This is a genomic window from Bradyrhizobium murdochi (genome assembly GCF_000472965.1).
GTDB lineage: Bacteria > Pseudomonadota > Alphaproteobacteria > Rhizobiales > Xanthobacteraceae > Bradyrhizobium > Bradyrhizobium murdochi.
Genome location: NZ_AXAU01000001.1, coordinates 1,179,795 through 1,195,524 on the forward strand (window position 1 = coordinate 1,179,795; position 15,730 = coordinate 1,195,524).

The 15,730-nt window shown below is 62.0% G+C and carries 15 protein-coding genes and 1 pseudogene; 7 read left to right on the forward strand and 9 right to left on the reverse strand.

Annotated elements, in window-relative coordinates; all coding sequences use genetic code 11:
- The first annotated feature begins 9 nt into the window (after window positions 1-9).
- The 5 genes from YUO_RS0106080 (at window position 10) to YUO_RS0106100 (ending at window position 6,375) form a co-directional block, all read left to right on the forward strand.
- Window positions 10-2,406, forward strand: coding sequence for an LPS-assembly protein LptD (locus YUO_RS0106080; protein ID WP_083754476.1), 2,397 nt, complete (start codon window positions 10-12; stop codon window positions 2,404-2,406).
- Between the two features lie 72 nt (window positions 2,407-2,478).
- On the forward strand, window positions 2,479-3,420 hold the full coding sequence (locus YUO_RS0106085; protein WP_028346471.1) for a SurA N-terminal domain-containing protein: 942 nt from the start codon (window positions 2,479-2,481) through the stop codon (window positions 3,418-3,420).
- Window positions 3,421-3,423: 3 nt separating this feature from the next.
- On the forward strand, window positions 3,424-4,428 hold the full coding sequence (gene pdxA / locus YUO_RS0106090; RefSeq protein ID WP_028346472.1) for a 4-hydroxythreonine-4-phosphate dehydrogenase PdxA: 1,005 nt from the start codon (window positions 3,424-3,426) through the stop codon (window positions 4,426-4,428).
- Window positions 4,425-5,282 (forward strand): 16S rRNA (adenine(1518)-N(6)/adenine(1519)-N(6))-dimethyltransferase RsmA, encoded by an 858-nt coding sequence (gene rsmA / locus YUO_RS0106095; protein ID WP_028346473.1) that lies wholly within the window; start codon window positions 4,425-4,427, stop codon window positions 5,280-5,282. The genes pdxA and rsmA overlap by 4 nt, the downstream gene beginning before the upstream one ends.
- A gap of 34 nt (window positions 5,283-5,316) precedes the next feature.
- Window positions 5,317-6,375, forward strand: a complete 1,059-nt coding sequence (locus YUO_RS0106100; protein WP_028346474.1) for an alcohol dehydrogenase — start codon at window positions 5,317-5,319, stop codon at window positions 6,373-6,375.
- A gap of 12 nt (window positions 6,376-6,387) precedes the next feature.
- Here the strand turns inward: YUO_RS0106100 and YUO_RS0106105 are convergent, their stop codons facing one another.
- The 4 genes from YUO_RS0106105 to YUO_RS0106120 form a co-directional block, all read right to left on the reverse strand.
- Window positions 6,388-6,600 carry a hypothetical protein gene (locus YUO_RS0106105; RefSeq protein ID WP_028346475.1) on the reverse strand — a complete coding sequence of 71 codons (213 nt, stop codon included), beginning with the start codon at window positions 6,598-6,600 and terminating at the stop codon, window positions 6,388-6,390.
- 147 nt (window positions 6,601-6,747) lie between these two features.
- A complete protein-coding gene (locus tag YUO_RS0106110; RefSeq protein WP_028346476.1) occupies window positions 6,748-7,203 on the reverse strand; it encodes a carboxymuconolactone decarboxylase family protein in 456 nt (151 codons plus the stop codon).
- 75 nt (window positions 7,204-7,278) lie between these two features.
- Complete coding sequence (locus YUO_RS39885; RefSeq protein WP_035726183.1) at window positions 7,279-7,812, reverse strand: YkgB family protein; 534 nt, start codon at window positions 7,810-7,812, stop codon at window positions 7,279-7,281.
- A gap of 76 nt (window positions 7,813-7,888) precedes the next feature.
- Window positions 7,889-8,698 carry an SDR family NAD(P)-dependent oxidoreductase gene (locus YUO_RS0106120; RefSeq protein ID WP_028346477.1) on the reverse strand — a complete coding sequence of 270 codons (810 nt, stop codon included), beginning with the start codon at window positions 8,696-8,698 and terminating at the stop codon, window positions 7,889-7,891.
- A gap of 112 nt (window positions 8,699-8,810) precedes the next feature.
- Between YUO_RS0106120 and YUO_RS0106125 the strand changes: the two genes are divergently transcribed.
- Complete coding sequence (locus YUO_RS0106125) at window positions 8,811-9,758, forward strand: LysR family transcriptional regulator (protein ID WP_028346478.1); 948 nt, start codon at window positions 8,811-8,813, stop codon at window positions 9,756-9,758.
- Between the two features lie 18 nt (window positions 9,759-9,776).
- On the opposite strand, the gene YUO_RS0106130 is transcribed toward YUO_RS0106125, so the two are convergent.
- From YUO_RS0106130 to YUO_RS39900, 5 genes and pseudogenes are all read right to left on the reverse strand, one after another.
- Entirely contained in the window at window positions 9,777-10,790 is a 1,014-nt protein-coding gene (locus YUO_RS0106130; protein ID WP_051379290.1) for a fatty acid desaturase, read from the reverse strand.
- A 406-nt stretch (window positions 10,791-11,196) separates the two neighbouring features.
- Window positions 11,197-12,144 (reverse strand): alpha/beta hydrolase, encoded by a 948-nt coding sequence (locus YUO_RS39890; RefSeq protein WP_051379247.1) that lies wholly within the window; start codon window positions 12,142-12,144, stop codon window positions 11,197-11,199.
- A 131-nt stretch (window positions 12,145-12,275) separates the two neighbouring features.
- Window positions 12,276-12,725, reverse strand: a complete 450-nt coding sequence (locus YUO_RS0106140; protein WP_028346480.1) for an ester cyclase — start codon at window positions 12,723-12,725, stop codon at window positions 12,276-12,278.
- 251 nt (window positions 12,726-12,976) lie between these two features.
- Window positions 12,977-13,136 (reverse strand): annotated as a pseudogene (locus tag YUO_RS46005) (DUF2277 domain-containing protein); the annotation flags it as partial.
- A 60-nt stretch (window positions 13,137-13,196) separates the two neighbouring features.
- Window positions 13,197-14,453 carry a tetratricopeptide repeat protein gene (locus tag YUO_RS39900; RefSeq protein ID WP_198027977.1) on the reverse strand — a complete coding sequence of 419 codons (1,257 nt, stop codon included), beginning with the start codon at window positions 14,451-14,453 and terminating at the stop codon, window positions 13,197-13,199.
- Between the two features lie 315 nt (window positions 14,454-14,768).
- Between YUO_RS39900 and YUO_RS0106155 the strand changes: the two genes are divergently transcribed.
- Window positions 14,769-15,707 (forward strand): AEC family transporter, encoded by a 939-nt coding sequence (locus YUO_RS0106155; protein ID WP_028346481.1) that lies wholly within the window; start codon window positions 14,769-14,771, stop codon window positions 15,705-15,707.
- The last annotated feature ends 23 nt before the right edge of the window (window positions 15,708-15,730 follow it).

Genomic DNA, 15,730 nt, shown 5'->3' on the forward strand with positions numbered 1-15,730 from the left:
GGCGTACCTATGTTTGCCCTGCTTGCCGGACTGGTTTTCGGCGGCACGATCGAGTTTGCCCTGACGGCTCCCGCCGCGGCGCAAAGCTTCACATACAATCCGCGTCCGCCCAAGCCGCCGCCGCGCCCTGCCAACAACGACGGCAGGATGCTCGTGCAAGCCGTCGAGGTGGACTACGACTATAACAACCAGCGCGTGTCGGCGGTCGGCAACGTGCAGATGTTCTACAACGGCACCAGCGTGGAGGCCGACAAGGTCATTTACGACCAGAAGACCAAGCGGCTGCATGCAGAAGGCAACATCCGCCTGACGGATGCGGAAGGCAAAGTCACCTACGCCAACATCATGGATCTGAGCGACGACTACCGCGACGGTTTCGTCGATTCGCTGCGCGTCGATACGGCTGACGATACGCGCATGGCGGCGACGCGCGCCGACCGTTCTGCCGGCAATTACACCGTGTTCGAAAACGGCGTCTATACCGCCTGCGCGCCGTGCAAGGACAATCCGAAGAAGCCGCCGCTATGGCAGGTCAAGGGTGCGCGCATCATCCACGACCAGACCGACAAGATGCTGTACTTCGAGAACGCGCAGCTCGAATTCTTCGGCGTGCCGATGGCGTATCTGCCGTATTTTTCGACGCCCGATCCGACCGTCAAGCGCAAGACGGGCTTCCTGATGCCCGCCTACAGCTCAAACTCGACCTATGGCTACGCCGTCGAGACCCCGTTCTACTGGGCGATCGCGCCGGACTATGACGCGACGTTCAATCCGCGCTTCACGACGCGGCAAGGCGTGCTGTTCCAGGGTGAATTCCGCCAGCGGCTGATCAACGGCTCGTACCAGATCCGCGGCTATGGCATCAATCAGCTCGATCCCGGCGCGTTCGCCGGCCAGCCCGGCGATCGCGACTTCCGCGGCGGCATCGACACCAAGGGCCAGTTCGCCCTCAACGACAAATGGGTCTGGGGTTGGGACGGCGTCCTGCTGTCGGACTACTTCTTCTTCTCGGACTACCGGCTGGCCCAATACAGGGATCCGCTGGGCTCGTTCCTGACCCTGCCGACGGAAGCGATTTCGCAGCTCTATCTGACCGGTGTCGGCAATCGCAGCTTCTTCGATGCGCGCACGATCCATTACCTCTCCTTCTCCGGCAACCAGGACAAGGTGCCGGTGATCCATCCGGTCATCGACTATTCCAACGTGATCAACCACCCGATCCTCGGCGGTGAAGTCAGCTACAAGACGAACTTCACCAGCCTGTCGCGCACGACCGCGGCCTTCGACCCGATCACGACGCTGGCCAACACCAACGGCCTGTGCCTCACCGCGTCGGCCGATCCGCTGGCCCGGATTCCCTCGCAGTGCCTGCTGCGCGGCATGCCCGGCACCTACACGCGGCTGACGGCCGAAGCGCAGTGGCGGCGCTCGTACACCGATCCCATCGGCCAGATCTGGACGCCGTTTGCGATCATGCGTGCCGATGCCATTGACGCCTCGATCTCGAACCAGCCGGGCGTTTCGAACTTCCTGCCCGTGGGCGACACGCAGGCGGTCCGCCTGATGCCGACGGTCGGCCTGGAATATCGCTACCCCTTCATCAACGTTCAGCCCTGGGGCACCACCACGATCGAGCCGATTGCGCAGATCATCGCTCGTCCGAACGAGACCTTCGCCGGCCGGCTGCCGAACGAAGACGCGCAGAGCATGGTGTTCGACGCCAGCAACCTGTTCGCGATCGACAAGTTCTCCGGCTACGACCGCGTCGAGGGCGGCGGCCGCGCCAATGTCGGCGTGCAGGCGACCACGCAGTTCGATCGCGGCGGCAGCGTCAATGTGCTGTTCGGCCAATCCTACCAGTTGTTCGGCCTGAATTCGTATGCGGTGCAGGACCCGACTAACACCGGCCTAGAATCCGGCCTGCAGAACACCCGCTCCGACTACGTCGCCCGCGTCAACTATTCGCCGAACCGGACCTATACGTTCAGCGTGCGCTCGCGCATGGATGAAGCGACGATGGACGTCAATCGCTTCGAAGCCGAAGGACGCGCCTCGTTCGACCGCTGGTCGGTCAGCATGATGTACGGCAACTATGCCGCCCAGCCGGAACTCGGGTATCTGACCCGGCGCGAAGGCCTGCTCGGCAGCGCATCCATCAAGGTGGCGTCGAACTGGGTCGTTTCGGGAGCCGCTCGCTGGGATCTTGAAGCCAACAAGCTGAACCAGTACATCATCGGCGCCGGCTATGTGGACGACTGCTTCGTGCTGGCCGCCAACTACGTCACGTCCTATACCTACTCCGCCGGGACGACGCCGCCGGTGCTCAATCACGCTTTCATGGTGCAGATCGGACTACGGACCATTGCGAATTCGTCCTCGTCGTCCGGCACCAGCGGCCTTCAGTAGCGTGAGGCCCGACCTTGCCGGAGAATACCCAGCACCGCGCGGTACGAATTGGTTGATACGACTGATATGACCATGACGACCATTACGCTCCTTCCTCGCCGATTTTGGTCCCTGATCGCCGGCGGCGCCGTTGCGCTCGCCGTTCTGGCCGGCGGCGCTCCACCGCTGCAAGCGCAGTCCGTAGCGGTGATGGTGAACGGTGAGCCCATCACCACTCTCGATATAGAGCAGCGCACCAAGCTCAACTTCCTGACCACGCGGAAGCAGATGCCGCGGAAGGAGGTGATCGAGGAACTGATCGACGAAAAGGTGAAGATCAAGGAAGCCAAGCGGTTCGGCGTCGACCCTTCGGCGAGCGATATCGATCAGGCCTTTGCCGGGATGAGCCAGCGGATGCGTATCTCGCCCGAACAGTTGACCAAGTCCCTGGAGAGCCAGGGGGTCCGGCCGGAAACGCTGAAGGCCCGCCTCAAGGCCGAGATGGTCTGGGGCAGCCTGGTGCGCGGCCGTTTCAAGGAGAGCCTCCAGGTCGGCGAGAAGGACGTTGCCGACGCCGCCCAGCAAAGCGGCGAAGCGACCCAGGCTGACGCGTTCGAATACAAGCTGCAGCCAATCGTGCTGATCGTGCCGCGCGGTTCGGCGCAAAGCGCGATCGACTTGCGGCGTAAGGAGGCAGAGTCCTTGCGCGAGCGCGTGCAGAGCTGCGAGCAGGCCAACTCTTACTTCAAGTCGATGCAGAATGCCGCGATCCGCGGCATCGTCACCAAGACTTCGGCCGACATACCCGGCCCGCTTCGCGAGCTCCTGGACAAGACGCCGGTCGGTCGCCTGACCCCGCCCGAAATCACCAAACAGGGCGTGGAGATGGTGGCATTGTGCGACCGCAAGCCGACCAAGATCGATACGCCGAAGAAGCGAGAAATCCGGGAAAAGATGTACACGCAGAAGTACGAGGCAAAGTCGAAGGCTTACCTGGCCGACATCCGCAAAGCTGCGATGATCGAATATCGTTGATGCATGGCAAAGCCCCTCGCGCTGACATCGGGCGAACCTGCGGGCATCGGCCCCGACATCGCCCTTGAAGCGTGGCGGCGGCGCGGTGAGCTGGATCTCCCGCCATTCTATCTGCTCGGCGATCGCGCCTTCTTCGCCGCGCGGGCGAAAATCCTGGGATTATCGATCGAGCTCGCGGACGCCGTGCCCGAGGACGCGAGCGCGGCATTTGCGAAGGCCCTGCCCGTGGTCGCAACCGGCGACATCGCGACCGCGCGCCCCGGACAGCCAGACCAGACCAGTGCGAGCGCGGCGCTTGCCTCGATTCGCCATGCGGTCGACCATGTCAGGGCCGGACGCGCCGGCGCCGTCGTCACCAACCCGATCGCCAAGAGCGTGCTCTACCGCGCCGGGTTCCGCCATCCCGGCCACACCGAGTATCTCGCCGAGCTTGCCGCCGATGGCGGCCGTGTGCCGCAGCCGGTGATGATGCTGTGGTCGCCGGCGCTCGCCGTCGTTCCGGTGACTATCCATCTTTCGCTTCGCGAGGCGCTGGCCCAGCTCTCGGCCGAGCTGATCGTCACGACGGCCCGGATTGCGGTTGCGGATCTGAAAGCCCATTTCGGCCTTGCCCAGCCGCGGCTTGCGATATCGGGCCTCAACCCGCATGCCGGCGAAGACGGCTCGCTCGGCAACGAAGACATCGACATCGTAGCACCCGCGGTCGAAATGCTGCGCAAGGAAGGCATCGATGCCAGGGGGCCCCTACCCGCGGACACCATGTTCCACGCGGCGGCGCGCAAGACCTATGACTGCGCGATCTGCATGTATCACGACCAGGCGCTGATCCCGATCAAGACCATTGCGTTCGAGGACGCCGTCAACGTCACGTTGGGACTCCCGTTCATCCGGACGTCGCCGGACCACGGCACCGCCTTCGACATTGCCGGCACCGGCAAGGCCAACCCGTCGAGTCTCGCCGCGGCGCTGCGGCTCGCCGCGCGCATGGCGGCAACCAAACCTGCATGAGCGCGATCGACGATCTGCCGCCGCTGCGCGAGGTCATCCGCGAACATTCCCTGTCGGCCCGCAAATCGCTCGGCCAGAATTTTCTGCTCGACCTCAACCTCACCGCGCGGATTGCACGCGCCGCCGGCCCGCTCGAAGGCACAACGATTATCGAGGTCGGTCCCGGCCCCGGCGGCCTGACGCGCGCGCTGCTGGCGCTCGGCGCCAAACGCGTCATCGCGGTCGAGCGCGACGAGCGCGCGCTGGCTCCGCTCGATTACATCGCCAAGCGCTATCCTGGCCGGCTTGAGATCGTTCACACCGACGCGCAGCGCTTCGATCCCCGTCCGATGCTCGGCGGCGAGCGGGCAAAGATCGTCGCCAACCTGCCCTACAATATCGCAACCGCGCTTCTGGTGGACTGGCTCTCGATGGAGCCATGGCCGCCCTGGTACGACTTGATGGTGCTGATGTTTCAGCGCGAGGTCGCCGAGCGGATCGTCGCCAAGGAGAACGACGAGGCCTACGGCCGGCTCGCCGTGCTCGCCAACTGGCGCTCGGAGACCAAAATCCTGTTCGACATTTCCCCGGCCGCGTTCGTGCCGCAACCGAAGGTAACCTCCTCGGTAGTGCGGCTGGTGCCGCGTGAGGCGCCCGAGCCGTGTGACCGCCGCGCTCTCGAACAGGTGGCGGCCGCGGCCTTCGGCCAGCGCCGCAAAATGCTGCGGCAGAGCCTCAAATCGCTCTCGGTCGATCCGGCCCGGCTGGCCGAGGCCGCGCATATCGACGCAACCAGGCGCGCCGAAACCATTCCCATCTCCGGCTTTGTTGCCATGGCACGCGAATTGACCGATATACGAAGCATAAAAACTTAAAACGCCCGAAGAAACTGCTCGAGGAGATGATGCCATGGCGCTGATGCGTCGCCAGTCGCTGGTCAAGTTCGATGCGCCGTTGTGCGAAACCATCGTCGACACGCCGAAGCCGCAAGGACGCGAAGTTCTCATCCGCATCGAACGCTGCGGTCTCTGCCATTCCGACCTGCACATCCAGGATGGCTATGCCGATCTCGGCGGTGGCAAGCGGCTCGACACCACGCGCGGCATGACGCTGCCGTTTACGCTCGGGCACGAGATTGCCGGCGTCGTCGATGAGGTCGGTCCCGATGTTTCGACGGACCTGATCGGAAAGAAGCAGGCGGTATTCCCCTGGATCGGCTGCGGCCAGTGCCGCGACTGCGCCAATGGCGACGAAAACCTCTGCGTCAAGCAGCGCTTCCTCGGCGTCTCCATCGATGGCGGTTTTGCCACTCACGTGCTGGTGCCCGACGCCAAATATCTGCTGGATTACGATCCGCTGCCGGTCAACCAGGCGGCGACGCTGATGTGCTCGGGCGTCACCGCCTACGGCGCGCTGAAGCGGCTGGTCGACCGTCCGCGGCAGCGCAACCTCTTGCTGATCGGGCTCGGCGGCGTCGGCATGATGGGGCTTTCATTCGCGCAGGCGATGTTCAAGCAGAACATCACGGTCGCCGACCTATCTCCTGCCGCGCGCGAGACTGCGCTGCAGAACGGCGCAGCGGTTGCCTACGATCCGGCCGAGCCCGAAATCATAAGACGCATCCTGAAAGAGACCGAGGGCGGCTTCGACGGCGTCGTCGATTTTGCCGGCAATGAGAAATCGATGGCGTTCGCCGTTGCGACGGTCGCACGCGGCGGCAAGATCGTGGTGTCCGGCCTGATGGGCGGCAATTTCAGCCTGCCGATGGTGCAATGGGTCTACAAGCGCATGACCGTCGAGGGCTTCATGGTCGGCACCCTCGCCGAGGCCAAGGAATTGATGGCACTCGCCCGCGCCGGCAAGATCAAGCCGACGCCGATGAAGGAAGAGCCGATGGCCGACGTCCAGAAATGGATCGACGAGCTGCGCGCCGGCAAGGTCGTGGGACGTATCGTGCTGAAGAACTGAGGCGGGCGACCGTTATGCCGACTTTGGCTTCGACAATTCCTGAACCGCCCGGTGCGCGACAACGTCCAATCCGCCCAAGGTGGTGTTTCCCTCCACTGCACTCTGCATCAGCTTTCGGGCGACATACTTGCGGCTTTCGTGATCGCCGCCGTTGGGAAATCGGCTGCAGGCCTTTTCCAGCGCAACTTCCATGTTTGCAATCGTGCGGTCATCCAATTTAGCCACGATGCCACCTCCCCGGGGTGAACCAAGCTAATCAACATCCCTTCCGAGTACAGCGATCTTTGAATGATAGCACTTTCGGGAAAAAGCGGAATAGGCACCTCGCCGGGAGGCGACGTGCCGTCTCCACGGCCATGGTATGCGTAATACCTACTTCCCGAGCGCCGCCTGCGGCGTGTTGCGAAAGCTGATTGCCATGCGGTTGTAGGCGTTCATCAGGCCGATCGCGATCGTGAGGTCGACGAGTTCGCGCTCCTCGAACACGGCGCGGGCGGCCTGATATGCTTGATCCGGCACGCCGGTATCGGCGACGCGCGTCACCGTCTCGGCCCATGCAAGCGCGGCGCGTTCACGCTCGTCGAAGAGATTGCCGGCTTCCGCCCACGCCTGCACCAGCGCGAGTTTTTCGATCTTCTCTCCCTTCTTGAGCAGGTCGCGTGTGTGCATGTCGAGGCAATAGGCGCAGTTGTTGATCTGGGAAATTCGCAGGTAAACCAGTTCGACCAGCGCAGGAGGAAGGCCGCTCTGCATGACGTAGCCGTAGACGCCGCCCAATGCTTTCACGCCTGCCGGCGCGATCTGGTTGTAGTCGAGACGCTTACTCATTTTCTTGCTCCTTGATGACTGTTCTTGCTCAAATGGAAGTAGTCACTTGCTTTTCTCAGGATGACGATTGGCCGCTCACCTGCGAACCACCGCCTTCAGAGAGTCGACGAATACCCAGAAAGAAGCGGCGAACAGGCCGACATCCTTCAGGAGGAACTGACCCGGCGCGACCGTGATCGCGGGTAGCCCGAGCTCCGGCACCACGACGCCCGGCGTCGAGATCATGAAGCTGACGGTGGTGACGAAGAGTCCGGCGGAGAGAAGACCGCCTGCTGCAGAAAAGATCGGGCTTGCCAGTCTGAGGATGATCAGCAGCCCGATGCTGAGTTCGACGAAGCCGAGGAAATTGGAGAAGCCGCGGACCGAAAGCAGCGCATAGAACCAGCTCACGAGCGGGCTGTTCTCCACCAGCGGCACCAGCCCCTGGGCCTCATAATCGGTGAACTTCATCCCGCCGAACCAGGCGTAGATGATCCCGAGCGACAAATAGAGACCGGCTCGGCTGACCGGCTCAGCATAGGCGATCAGGCGTTTGGCCTGATCGCGCCATCGGATGATGGAGCCCGGTGCGAAGATCGGCGCCGGGAGCTGGGTGATAATGCGTGACATGGGAATCTCCGTTTTCATGGGTCAAGGTTTCAATCCGATATCCGGCTGTAAGACTTGTCCTGCGCCGGCCGAGCGCTCACGCATCCACGCGCTTGCGCAAATTGTAGCGAGGGGCCGGGATGGCACTCGAAAGCCTGTCCGACATGGCGAGGCGTGCCGCCTCATGACGGTCCCACTCTGCCTTGTCCGGCAGCGACGGAATGGTCACGGTCTCGCCGAGGTCGAGGCCGGCGAGCGCAGCATCGACCAAGTCATCGGCCGACATCACGATCTGCGCCGGAAGCTGATGAACCGGCGTGCCAGCGACGTCCCAGAATTCGGTGGCGGTGGCGCCCGGCAGCACCGCCTGCACGCGAATGCCCTTGTCGGCGAGCTCGTGAACGAGCGAGTGGCTGAATGCGAGCACAAACGCTTTGCTGCCGCCATAGACGCCGTTCAGCACCTCCGGCGCGATCGCGACGACCGACGAAATGTTGATGATCGTGCCGTTGCCGCGGGCAACGAATCCCGGGACCGCCGCATAGGTCAGCCGCGTCAGCGCGGTGACATTCAGGCGGATCATCTCCTCCATCTTGTCGACGTCGGAAGCGACCAGCGGGGCTGCCGCGCCGACGCCGGCATTGTTGACCAGCACGGAGATACCCGCATTGGTCTTGAGGATATTCTCAACGCGCCGCAGGTCCGCCGGGGATGTGAGATCGGCTTCGACCGTCTCTACGTTCCGGCCGGTCTCGTTGGCGAGCCGGCGCGCCAGCGATGCAAGCCGCTGCTTGTTGCGCGCAACAAGAATGAGGTCGTGGCCGCGCTTCGCCAGACGATCGGCGTAGATCGCGCCGATGCCGGTTGATGCGCCGGTAATAAGAGCAGTGCCTTTGGTCTGGGTCATGTCCATCTCCGCTGGTTGGGTTCGTTGCCTCGCGCTGATGGATAGGCCCTTCCGGAATTGATGGGTATCTGGCAAAATCGAGATACATCCTTCCAAAAAATGGAAGTGTCCGATGGACCGTCTCGAAGGCATGTCGATTGTGTTGGCGGTCGCGGAGGCCGGAAGCCTGTCGGCTGCGGCGCGCCGGCACAGAATGCCGCTGGCCACGGTGAGCCGAAAAGTGTCCGAGCTCGAAGCGCACCTGCGCACCAAGCTGTTCAACCGCTCGAGCCGCGTGCTCGTCCCGACGGAGGCAGGCCGCTCCTACATCGCCGCGGCAAAAAGGATCATCGCTGACGTGGCCGAGGCCGAACGCGCAGCTTCCGGCGAGTACACGACGCCGCGCGGAGAGCTGAGCGTGTCGGCACCCTTTGCGTTCGGCCGGCTACATTTGGTGCCGGTGCTGGCGGAATTCGCGGCGACGTTTCCCGAGGTGGACATTCGCCTCGATCTGGTAGACCGGCCGGTCAATCTTCTGGAGGAGCATGTCGATGTCGCGCTTCGGATCGGAACGCTGGCCGACAGCAGCCTGATCGCCATCCGGATTGGCGAAATCCGCCGCATGCTGTGCGCGAGCCCGGCCTATCTGAAATCGCGCGGGACGCCGAGATCCCTTGACGACCTCTCCAGGCACGACTGCATCAGTTTCGTGCCGTTGCAGTCACCAGCCGAATGGACGTTCAAGAAAGACCAGACCGATTATGTCGTGCCGGTGCGGTCGCGGCTGGTGTTGAACCATCTTGAATCGACGTGCGATGCCGCGCGCTGCGGCATGGGCATCGCAACGGTGTTTTCCTATCAAGTTGCAGAATCGGTCAAAACCGGAGAGCTCGCGCTGCTGCTGCAGGATTTCGAGCCGCCGCCGATACCCGTCAGCCTCGTCTATCCGCCCAATCGCTTCATGCCGGTCAAGTTGCGCGCCTTCCTGGACTTCGCGCTCCCACGCCTCAAGGCACGCATCGCCGATCTACCGAAACGCGCCGCGCCGCGAGGGCGAGCTGGGCCTCCACGGTCACCGTAATGCCTAAAAGTCCCGGGCTCAGATTTCGCGGAACGACACCAAACGGCGCTGCGCCTCGTCCCACAACACAAGTCGTACACAGCGAAAGCTCTGCAGGAGCGTTATGTGGCCGACATCGCGCAGCTCCGGGTAGTCACGCAGCACGTGCGGCAGCCGGTAGTAGGGAATCCGGCTGGAGAGGTGATGCACGTGGTGAATACCGATATTGGCTGTGAACCAGCGCAGCAGCGCCGGCAGTTCGTAATGCGAGCTGCCGTACAGAGCGGCTTGATGCAGGTTCCAACTCTCGTCGCGCTCCCACGTCGTGTGCTCAAACTGATGCTGCACGTAGAACAGCCAAACGCCGGCCGTGGCGGCCAGCAGCGTAATCGGAAGATGCACGAGCAGGAACGCCTTGATTCCGATGAACCATGTGAGCACAGCGACGATGACGGCAATCGCGAGATTGGTTGCCATTGTACTGAGCCAAGGCTGCCAACCATTGCGCATGAGGCCGACCGGAATCCTCTGTTGCAAAAGAAACAGATAGGCCGGTCCGAGCCCGAACATGATCAGCGGGTGGCGATAAAGCCGGTATTTCAGACGACCCCACCAGGAAAGGGCCCGGTATTCGCGCACGGTCAGCGTATCGACATCGCCGATGCCGCGGCGATCGATGTTGCCGGTGGTGGCATGATGAATCGCATGCGTGCGGCGCCAATAGTCGTAAGGCGTGAGCGTGAGCACGCCAATGACGCGGCCGACCCAGTCATTCGCCAGGCGACCGGCAAAAAAGGTGCCATGGCCGCAGTCGTGCTGGATCATGAACAGGCGTAAGAGAAAGCCAGCGGCCGGAAATGCGATAAGCAATGAAGCCCAGGCATAGCCAAGGGAGAACGTGAACCAGGCCGCGGCCCACAGCATGACGAGCGGCAAAGCCGTGATCGCCAGCTCGGTCAGGCTCCGCAGCCGAATTGGGGTGCTGTAATTGCCCAAAATGCGCTTCCAACGCCGTGCGTTGAAGACATCATCGCTGCCAATGGGAGTCTGAATGAAGCCAAAGTCTTTTGGCCCATCAGACCCCTGCACAGTTCTCTTATGCACAGATATCCCCTTCTGACAGTGCACGTAAGATCGAAGCGCCGGTGGATCGGCACCTACGTCCGTTGATCGATTTTGGAGAAGGGTCTGAAACGTGCGTGCCTGTCAGCAGCGAGGCAAAGCGGGCCCAGTCGTTCGGCCAAGTGTCGATTGACCCGCATATGGACACAAATTGGAGGAACGTCAAGGACTGCAGCACCGCGTTACCCGTGTCCCATGGGTCCATTCGCGTCAATTTGGTCGTCGGCCGACTACTTCCGGTCTTCCGCCGGAAAACGGACACCGTCACGGCCGGTCGGCATGTCTCAAGAGGGCCGCCATGAGCCGCCATTCCTTTGGATGCTTGTTTTGATCCATCTCATGGATTTTCACCCGAGGTCAACGCGGGTAAGTAAACTCGCGGCAACTCCGACGCTGCTTTAGTTGTTCCGTAGAGGCTTCGGCCTAGGAGGTGGCGGTAAAGAAACTCGATCTCATCCGCGACCACTGCCTCGTGGGACGGCCCGTCGTAGATGTCGAAATGATCGACACCCGGATAGATGCGGAGTTCACCTTTCGGGGCTTGGCGCGCGGCCTCAATTGCTGGCCCCGGCTTGGCAACCTGATCGTCCGCAGCGACGCAAACCAGCCAGGGACAGTGCAGCGAGGCGGCATGTTGGATTGGACTATATGGAGGACCTAGCAGCCAAGACGCCGAGACGCGATTCCGCCATCGAGATTCCTCACCGATTGCGACAACACGACGCCAACCGACCTCGGCTCCGGGCGCGCTAATGAATGCCGCCTCATGGGGCTGACCAACGGCAGCCAAATAACGACCTTCGACTGCTGCAGCCTTCATTTCCTTCGCGAGGTGCTGAGGTTTGGTGTAGGTCTGGGTGTCCCTGTCGAGATATGGAACCTGGCTAATAACCGCGGCCACCTTGGGATCCTCCGCTGCCGCGGCGAGCGCGTTGCCCCCGCCCAACGAGGAACCAAACGTCGCCACGCGTCCGGCATCGATATTGGGAAGAGAACGAGCAAACGCGATGGCGGCGCGCCAGTCTTCCAACTGACGAGAAGGCTCGAATAGGTCCGGCTCGCCCGTGCTGTCGCCAAAACCTCGATAGTCGAATACGAGCGCCGCGATACCGGCGGCCGCAAACCGTTCGGCGAACGCGCCAAGACGGTCTCGGCGTGTGCCGGTCAATCCGTGGGCCATGACGATAATAGGTCTCGCCCCTTCATCCGCTGCCGCGGGGTACAACCACGCAGCGCATGTATCATTGCCGGAGGCGAACGTTAATTCCTTGCGACTCATACTCATTGAGTTTGCCCTCCTTGATTTTAATAACGCGGCTTGCGGCCAGGCAGCGAATCTAACCGGGGAATAGCCCCGGTCCGGCTCGTTTGTGGATGGCTGTTTCCAACCTCGTCGGAAACGGCCATCATGATTGATCAGGCCGCGCGCAGGATGTTGAGCTGCTGCAGGGCGGTCGCGCCGTCGTCCAGGCCGACCTCTTCCGCGATTTTGCCGTTCTCGACGCGGAGCACGGTAATTCCGGTGAAGCGCATCTTCCGACCGGAAGCTTCCGGCAATGATCCGATGATGAAGTCATCGAAAGCGGAACCAGTGTGTGTACCGCCGCCTTCCCAGCGACCGACGACGTAATCGCCTTCCGCAATCAAGTCCGCAGTGCCCCCGAAGTTGAGATCTGGAAACGCATTGCGGAATCCAATCATGAATTCCTTCACATCCTTGCGACCGCGGCGCGGGTCATGCAGCGAATACTGCAACAGTATGTCAGGCGCAGCCAGCTCGTCGACGATATCGGGGTTCCAAGGATTGCCCCAGAACTCCTTAAACCAACGGCCCACGACAGCTTTGTTTTCCTCTTCCTTCGACATTCCCAACTCCTTCTCCATTGTGTGCCCCACACTTCGTAAGCGAAACGTGCACCGCGGCCTTCGGCGGTAAACTCAGAGCCGCGTTCAAATTCTTGCCGCGTGGCATCGTCCCTCTCACCTAGTGCACGACTGATGTTCCAACCACCCGTTTCCCGACGCGGAAAGAATTTCGTCTCCGCCATCGTGCCTTTACGGGCTAACGCGGAAAACTGCTGCCTCGAAGTGAGTCATCAATCAATTCCGAAGCATGCGGCGACTTCGGAAACCGCGCGGTTGAACGCCTCGGCATTTGCCTGCGACGGCGAGGTGAAGCCGGAGAGTTTTCGCACGAATTGCTGCGCGGAGGGCATGGATCTCCGCGTACGTGGCCGGCGGATCGAAACTGAACTGGGCCTTGATGTTGCGGCACATGGTTCTCTCCTCTGCTCCGATCACAGCCGAGGACAAATGGCCGATTTGAACGGCACGCGGTCAGAAACCCAGCATGCGGAGCTGTTGCTTGCTGACCCGGTCGGCCGAGTCGATCGATTGCGCCTTGCGGAAATCGGCGATCGCCTCGGCGCGACGGCCCAGCGCTTCATAGGAGAGGCCGCGGTTGTTGTAGGCCTCGACATAGGACGGACCGAACTGGATCGCTAGCGTGAAATCTGTAATCGCGCGGTCGCTGTCACGCTTTGCGACGTAGGCTTTGCCGCGGGAGTTGAAAGTGTTGAAGTCCTTGGGGTTTATCGCGATCGCCTGGTCATAGTCGGCGATCGCGTCATCGACCTTGCGCAGCGCCATATAGGCATTGCCGCGATTCCAATACGCCACGCTGTTCTTTGGATTGATGCTGATCGACTGATCGTAGTCGGCGATCGCGCGGCCATAGTCCTTCGAGCCTTCGTAAGCGACGCCGCGGCAATTGTACCCGCCGGAATTTCTTGGCTCGCGCTTGATGACCTCGCTGCAATCCGCAACGGCGATGTCGTATTGACGATTGTTGCTGTAGGCAACGCCACGCGAGCTGTACAGCCAAACCAGATTTGGATCGAGCTTGATAGCCTCGCTGTAGTCCCCGATCGCGGGCTCCCATCCGCCCTTTTTCGTGATCAACCTCTTCTTGAAGTGCGCGTGACCCCTTTGCCCAAAACCAAAGGCGTATGTCGGATCGATTGTGACCGCCTCGGCGATATCGGCGATCGCCTGGTCGAATTCACCCTTTTCCGTCCACGCCATGCCGCGGCGGGCATAGGCCCACACGTCCCTGGAATTGACCCTGATCGCCTCGGCGTGGTCGGCCAGCGCTGCGTCGTAGTCATGCAGACCGTAATAGGCGACGCCACGGTTGTTGTAGGCCCAGCCGTATTTCGGATCGATCTTGATCGCCTCGGTGCAATCCGCGACGGCCGCGTCGTGGTCCTCTTTGCTCTCGTGTGCCTCGCACCGGTGCGCAAAGGCCCAGGCATCCTTCGGGCTGAGCTTGATGGCCTCGCCGTAGTCGGCAATCGCGCGGTCGTAATCCTTCCTGTTGAAGGAGCCGCGGCCGCGGTTCTTGAAGGCGTTGACGCGTTCTGCCACCGACGCGCTTGCATCGTCGATGATGCGGCTGCAGGCCGCGCCTCCGACGTCGGGCTTGTCGGCGCTGGCGGCGCACTCGCCCCGGTCGGCCGGTGTGGCGGCCAGCGCCGGCATCGCAAGCAGGAGGCCCACGCAAAGGAGCAGTCCACCTGATCCGCGCACTGCCATGCTGTTCCCCTCCGCCTTGCGCTCCGACGCGATACTGATGACTTTAGCCCCAACGGCAGACATTCTGCCATCGTCAACCTAGGTCCGAGATGGGTCACTCGCGTCGGTTTGACGATCTGCCAGCCGCTTCCGCTCTACCCCCTTCAACGGACATTCTCAGAATAGGCGGGCATGTCTCAAAGGTGCCCGAGGCGGCCATTCGGTCAATTGGCTTCCGTGGCCAATCAGCTTAACTTGGGAGACCCCGCCAGACTTGAATTATTTCACCGGGATCGCTTCACGCGCCTGATCAAAGGACCGTCAAGGGGAAACAAGATGGCAGTCGCCGACCTGGTCCTTCCTGTGTTTGCGATTATCGTCACGGGTTGGCTGGCCGGTTGGCTCGGTTACATTTCGCGGTCGTTGGCCGACGGGCTTGTGCATTTCGCCTATAACGTCGCGATGCCGGCGCTGCTATTCGTCACCATCGCGCAGGAGCCGGCGCGTAATCTTCTCGAATGGCGCTTTCTGCTGGCGTTCGGCGGCGGCTCCATTCTGTGCTTCGCGGTGGTCTTTCTGACAGTCCGCGTCCGGTGGGGACGCGACCGCGCAAGCAGCACGCTCTATGGAATGGCAGCGGCGATGACCAATACTGGATTCGTAGCGCTGCCAATCCTGCACTCCATTTACGGACAGCCTGCCGTTCTGCCCGCCGCCATCGCAACCTTGTTCGTGGCGGGGGTGATGTTCCCCGCGACGGTTATTCTCCTGGAAAGCGAGAGGCGCGGCGCGCACGCGAGGACGGCAGGTTTGGTAATGCTGGTGAAGCAGATCGTGCTCAATCCGATGGTACTATCGACTCTGATCGGTCTTGCGTGGTCGACCACAGGCCTGCCAGTGCCGGCCCCACTCGCGGCCTATATGAACATCTTGGCGGCTGCTCTAACGCCGTGCGCGCTCTTCGCCATTGGACTAAGCCTGTCAGTTGAAGCAATACGCTCGAACGTCATGGCATCCGTCGCCCTCGCGGTCGTGAAGCTCATAATCATGCCGCTGATCGTCTACGGGCTTTGTTTGGCGTCAGGCCTCAATCCGCTCTACACGATCGCCGCCGTCATCTGTGCCGCCGTGCCGACCGCCAAGACGGTGTATATCCTGGCAGGCGAGTACAAGGTGGAAGAACCTCTGGTCGCGGCCACAGTCTCGATCACAACGCTGGTGTCGGTAGCGACGCTGATGGGCTGGCTCTACGCCCTCGCGGCACAGGCGCGCTAAAAAGCGCCAAGAGCACAAGCGAT

Excerpts from the sequence above, each read along its gene's own strand:
- YUO_RS0106080 (WP_083754476.1), top strand. The coding sequence starts at position 10 with ATGTTTGCCCTGCTTGCCGGACTGGTTTTCGGCGGCACGATCGAGTTT.
- YUO_RS0106085 (WP_028346471.1), top strand. The coding sequence starts at position 2,479 with ATGACGACCATTACGCTCCTTCCTCGCCGATTTTGGTCCCTGATCGCC.
- pdxA (WP_028346472.1), top strand. The coding sequence starts at position 3,424 with ATGGCAAAGCCCCTCGCGCTGACATCGGGCGAACCTGCGGGCATCGGC.
- rsmA (WP_028346473.1), top strand. The coding sequence starts at position 4,425 with ATGAGCGCGATCGACGATCTGCCGCCGCTGCGCGAGGTCATCCGCGAA.
- YUO_RS0106100 (WP_028346474.1), top strand. The coding sequence starts at position 5,317 with ATGGCGCTGATGCGTCGCCAGTCGCTGGTCAAGTTCGATGCGCCGTTG.
- YUO_RS0106110 (WP_028346476.1), bottom strand. The coding sequence starts at position 7,203 with ATGAGTAAGCGTCTCGACTACAACCAGATCGCGCCGGCAGGCGTGAAA.
- YUO_RS39885 (WP_035726183.1), bottom strand. The coding sequence starts at position 7,812 with ATGTCACGCATTATCACCCAGCTCCCGGCGCCGATCTTCGCACCGGGC.
- YUO_RS0106120 (WP_028346477.1), bottom strand. The coding sequence starts at position 8,698 with ATGACCCAGACCAAAGGCACTGCTCTTATTACCGGCGCATCAACCGGC.
- YUO_RS0106125 (WP_028346478.1), top strand. The coding sequence starts at position 8,811 with ATGGACCGTCTCGAAGGCATGTCGATTGTGTTGGCGGTCGCGGAGGCC.
- YUO_RS39890 (WP_051379247.1), bottom strand. The coding sequence starts at position 12,144 with ATGAGTATGAGTCGCAAGGAATTAACGTTCGCCTCCGGCAATGATACA.
- YUO_RS0106140 (WP_028346480.1), bottom strand. The coding sequence starts at position 12,725 with ATGTCGAAGGAAGAGGAAAACAAAGCTGTCGTGGGCCGTTGGTTTAAG.
- YUO_RS39900 (WP_198027977.1), bottom strand. The coding sequence starts at position 14,453 with ATGGCAGTGCGCGGATCAGGTGGACTGCTCCTTTGCGTGGGCCTCCTG.
- YUO_RS0106155 (WP_028346481.1), top strand. The coding sequence starts at position 14,769 with ATGGCAGTCGCCGACCTGGTCCTTCCTGTGTTTGCGATTATCGTCACG.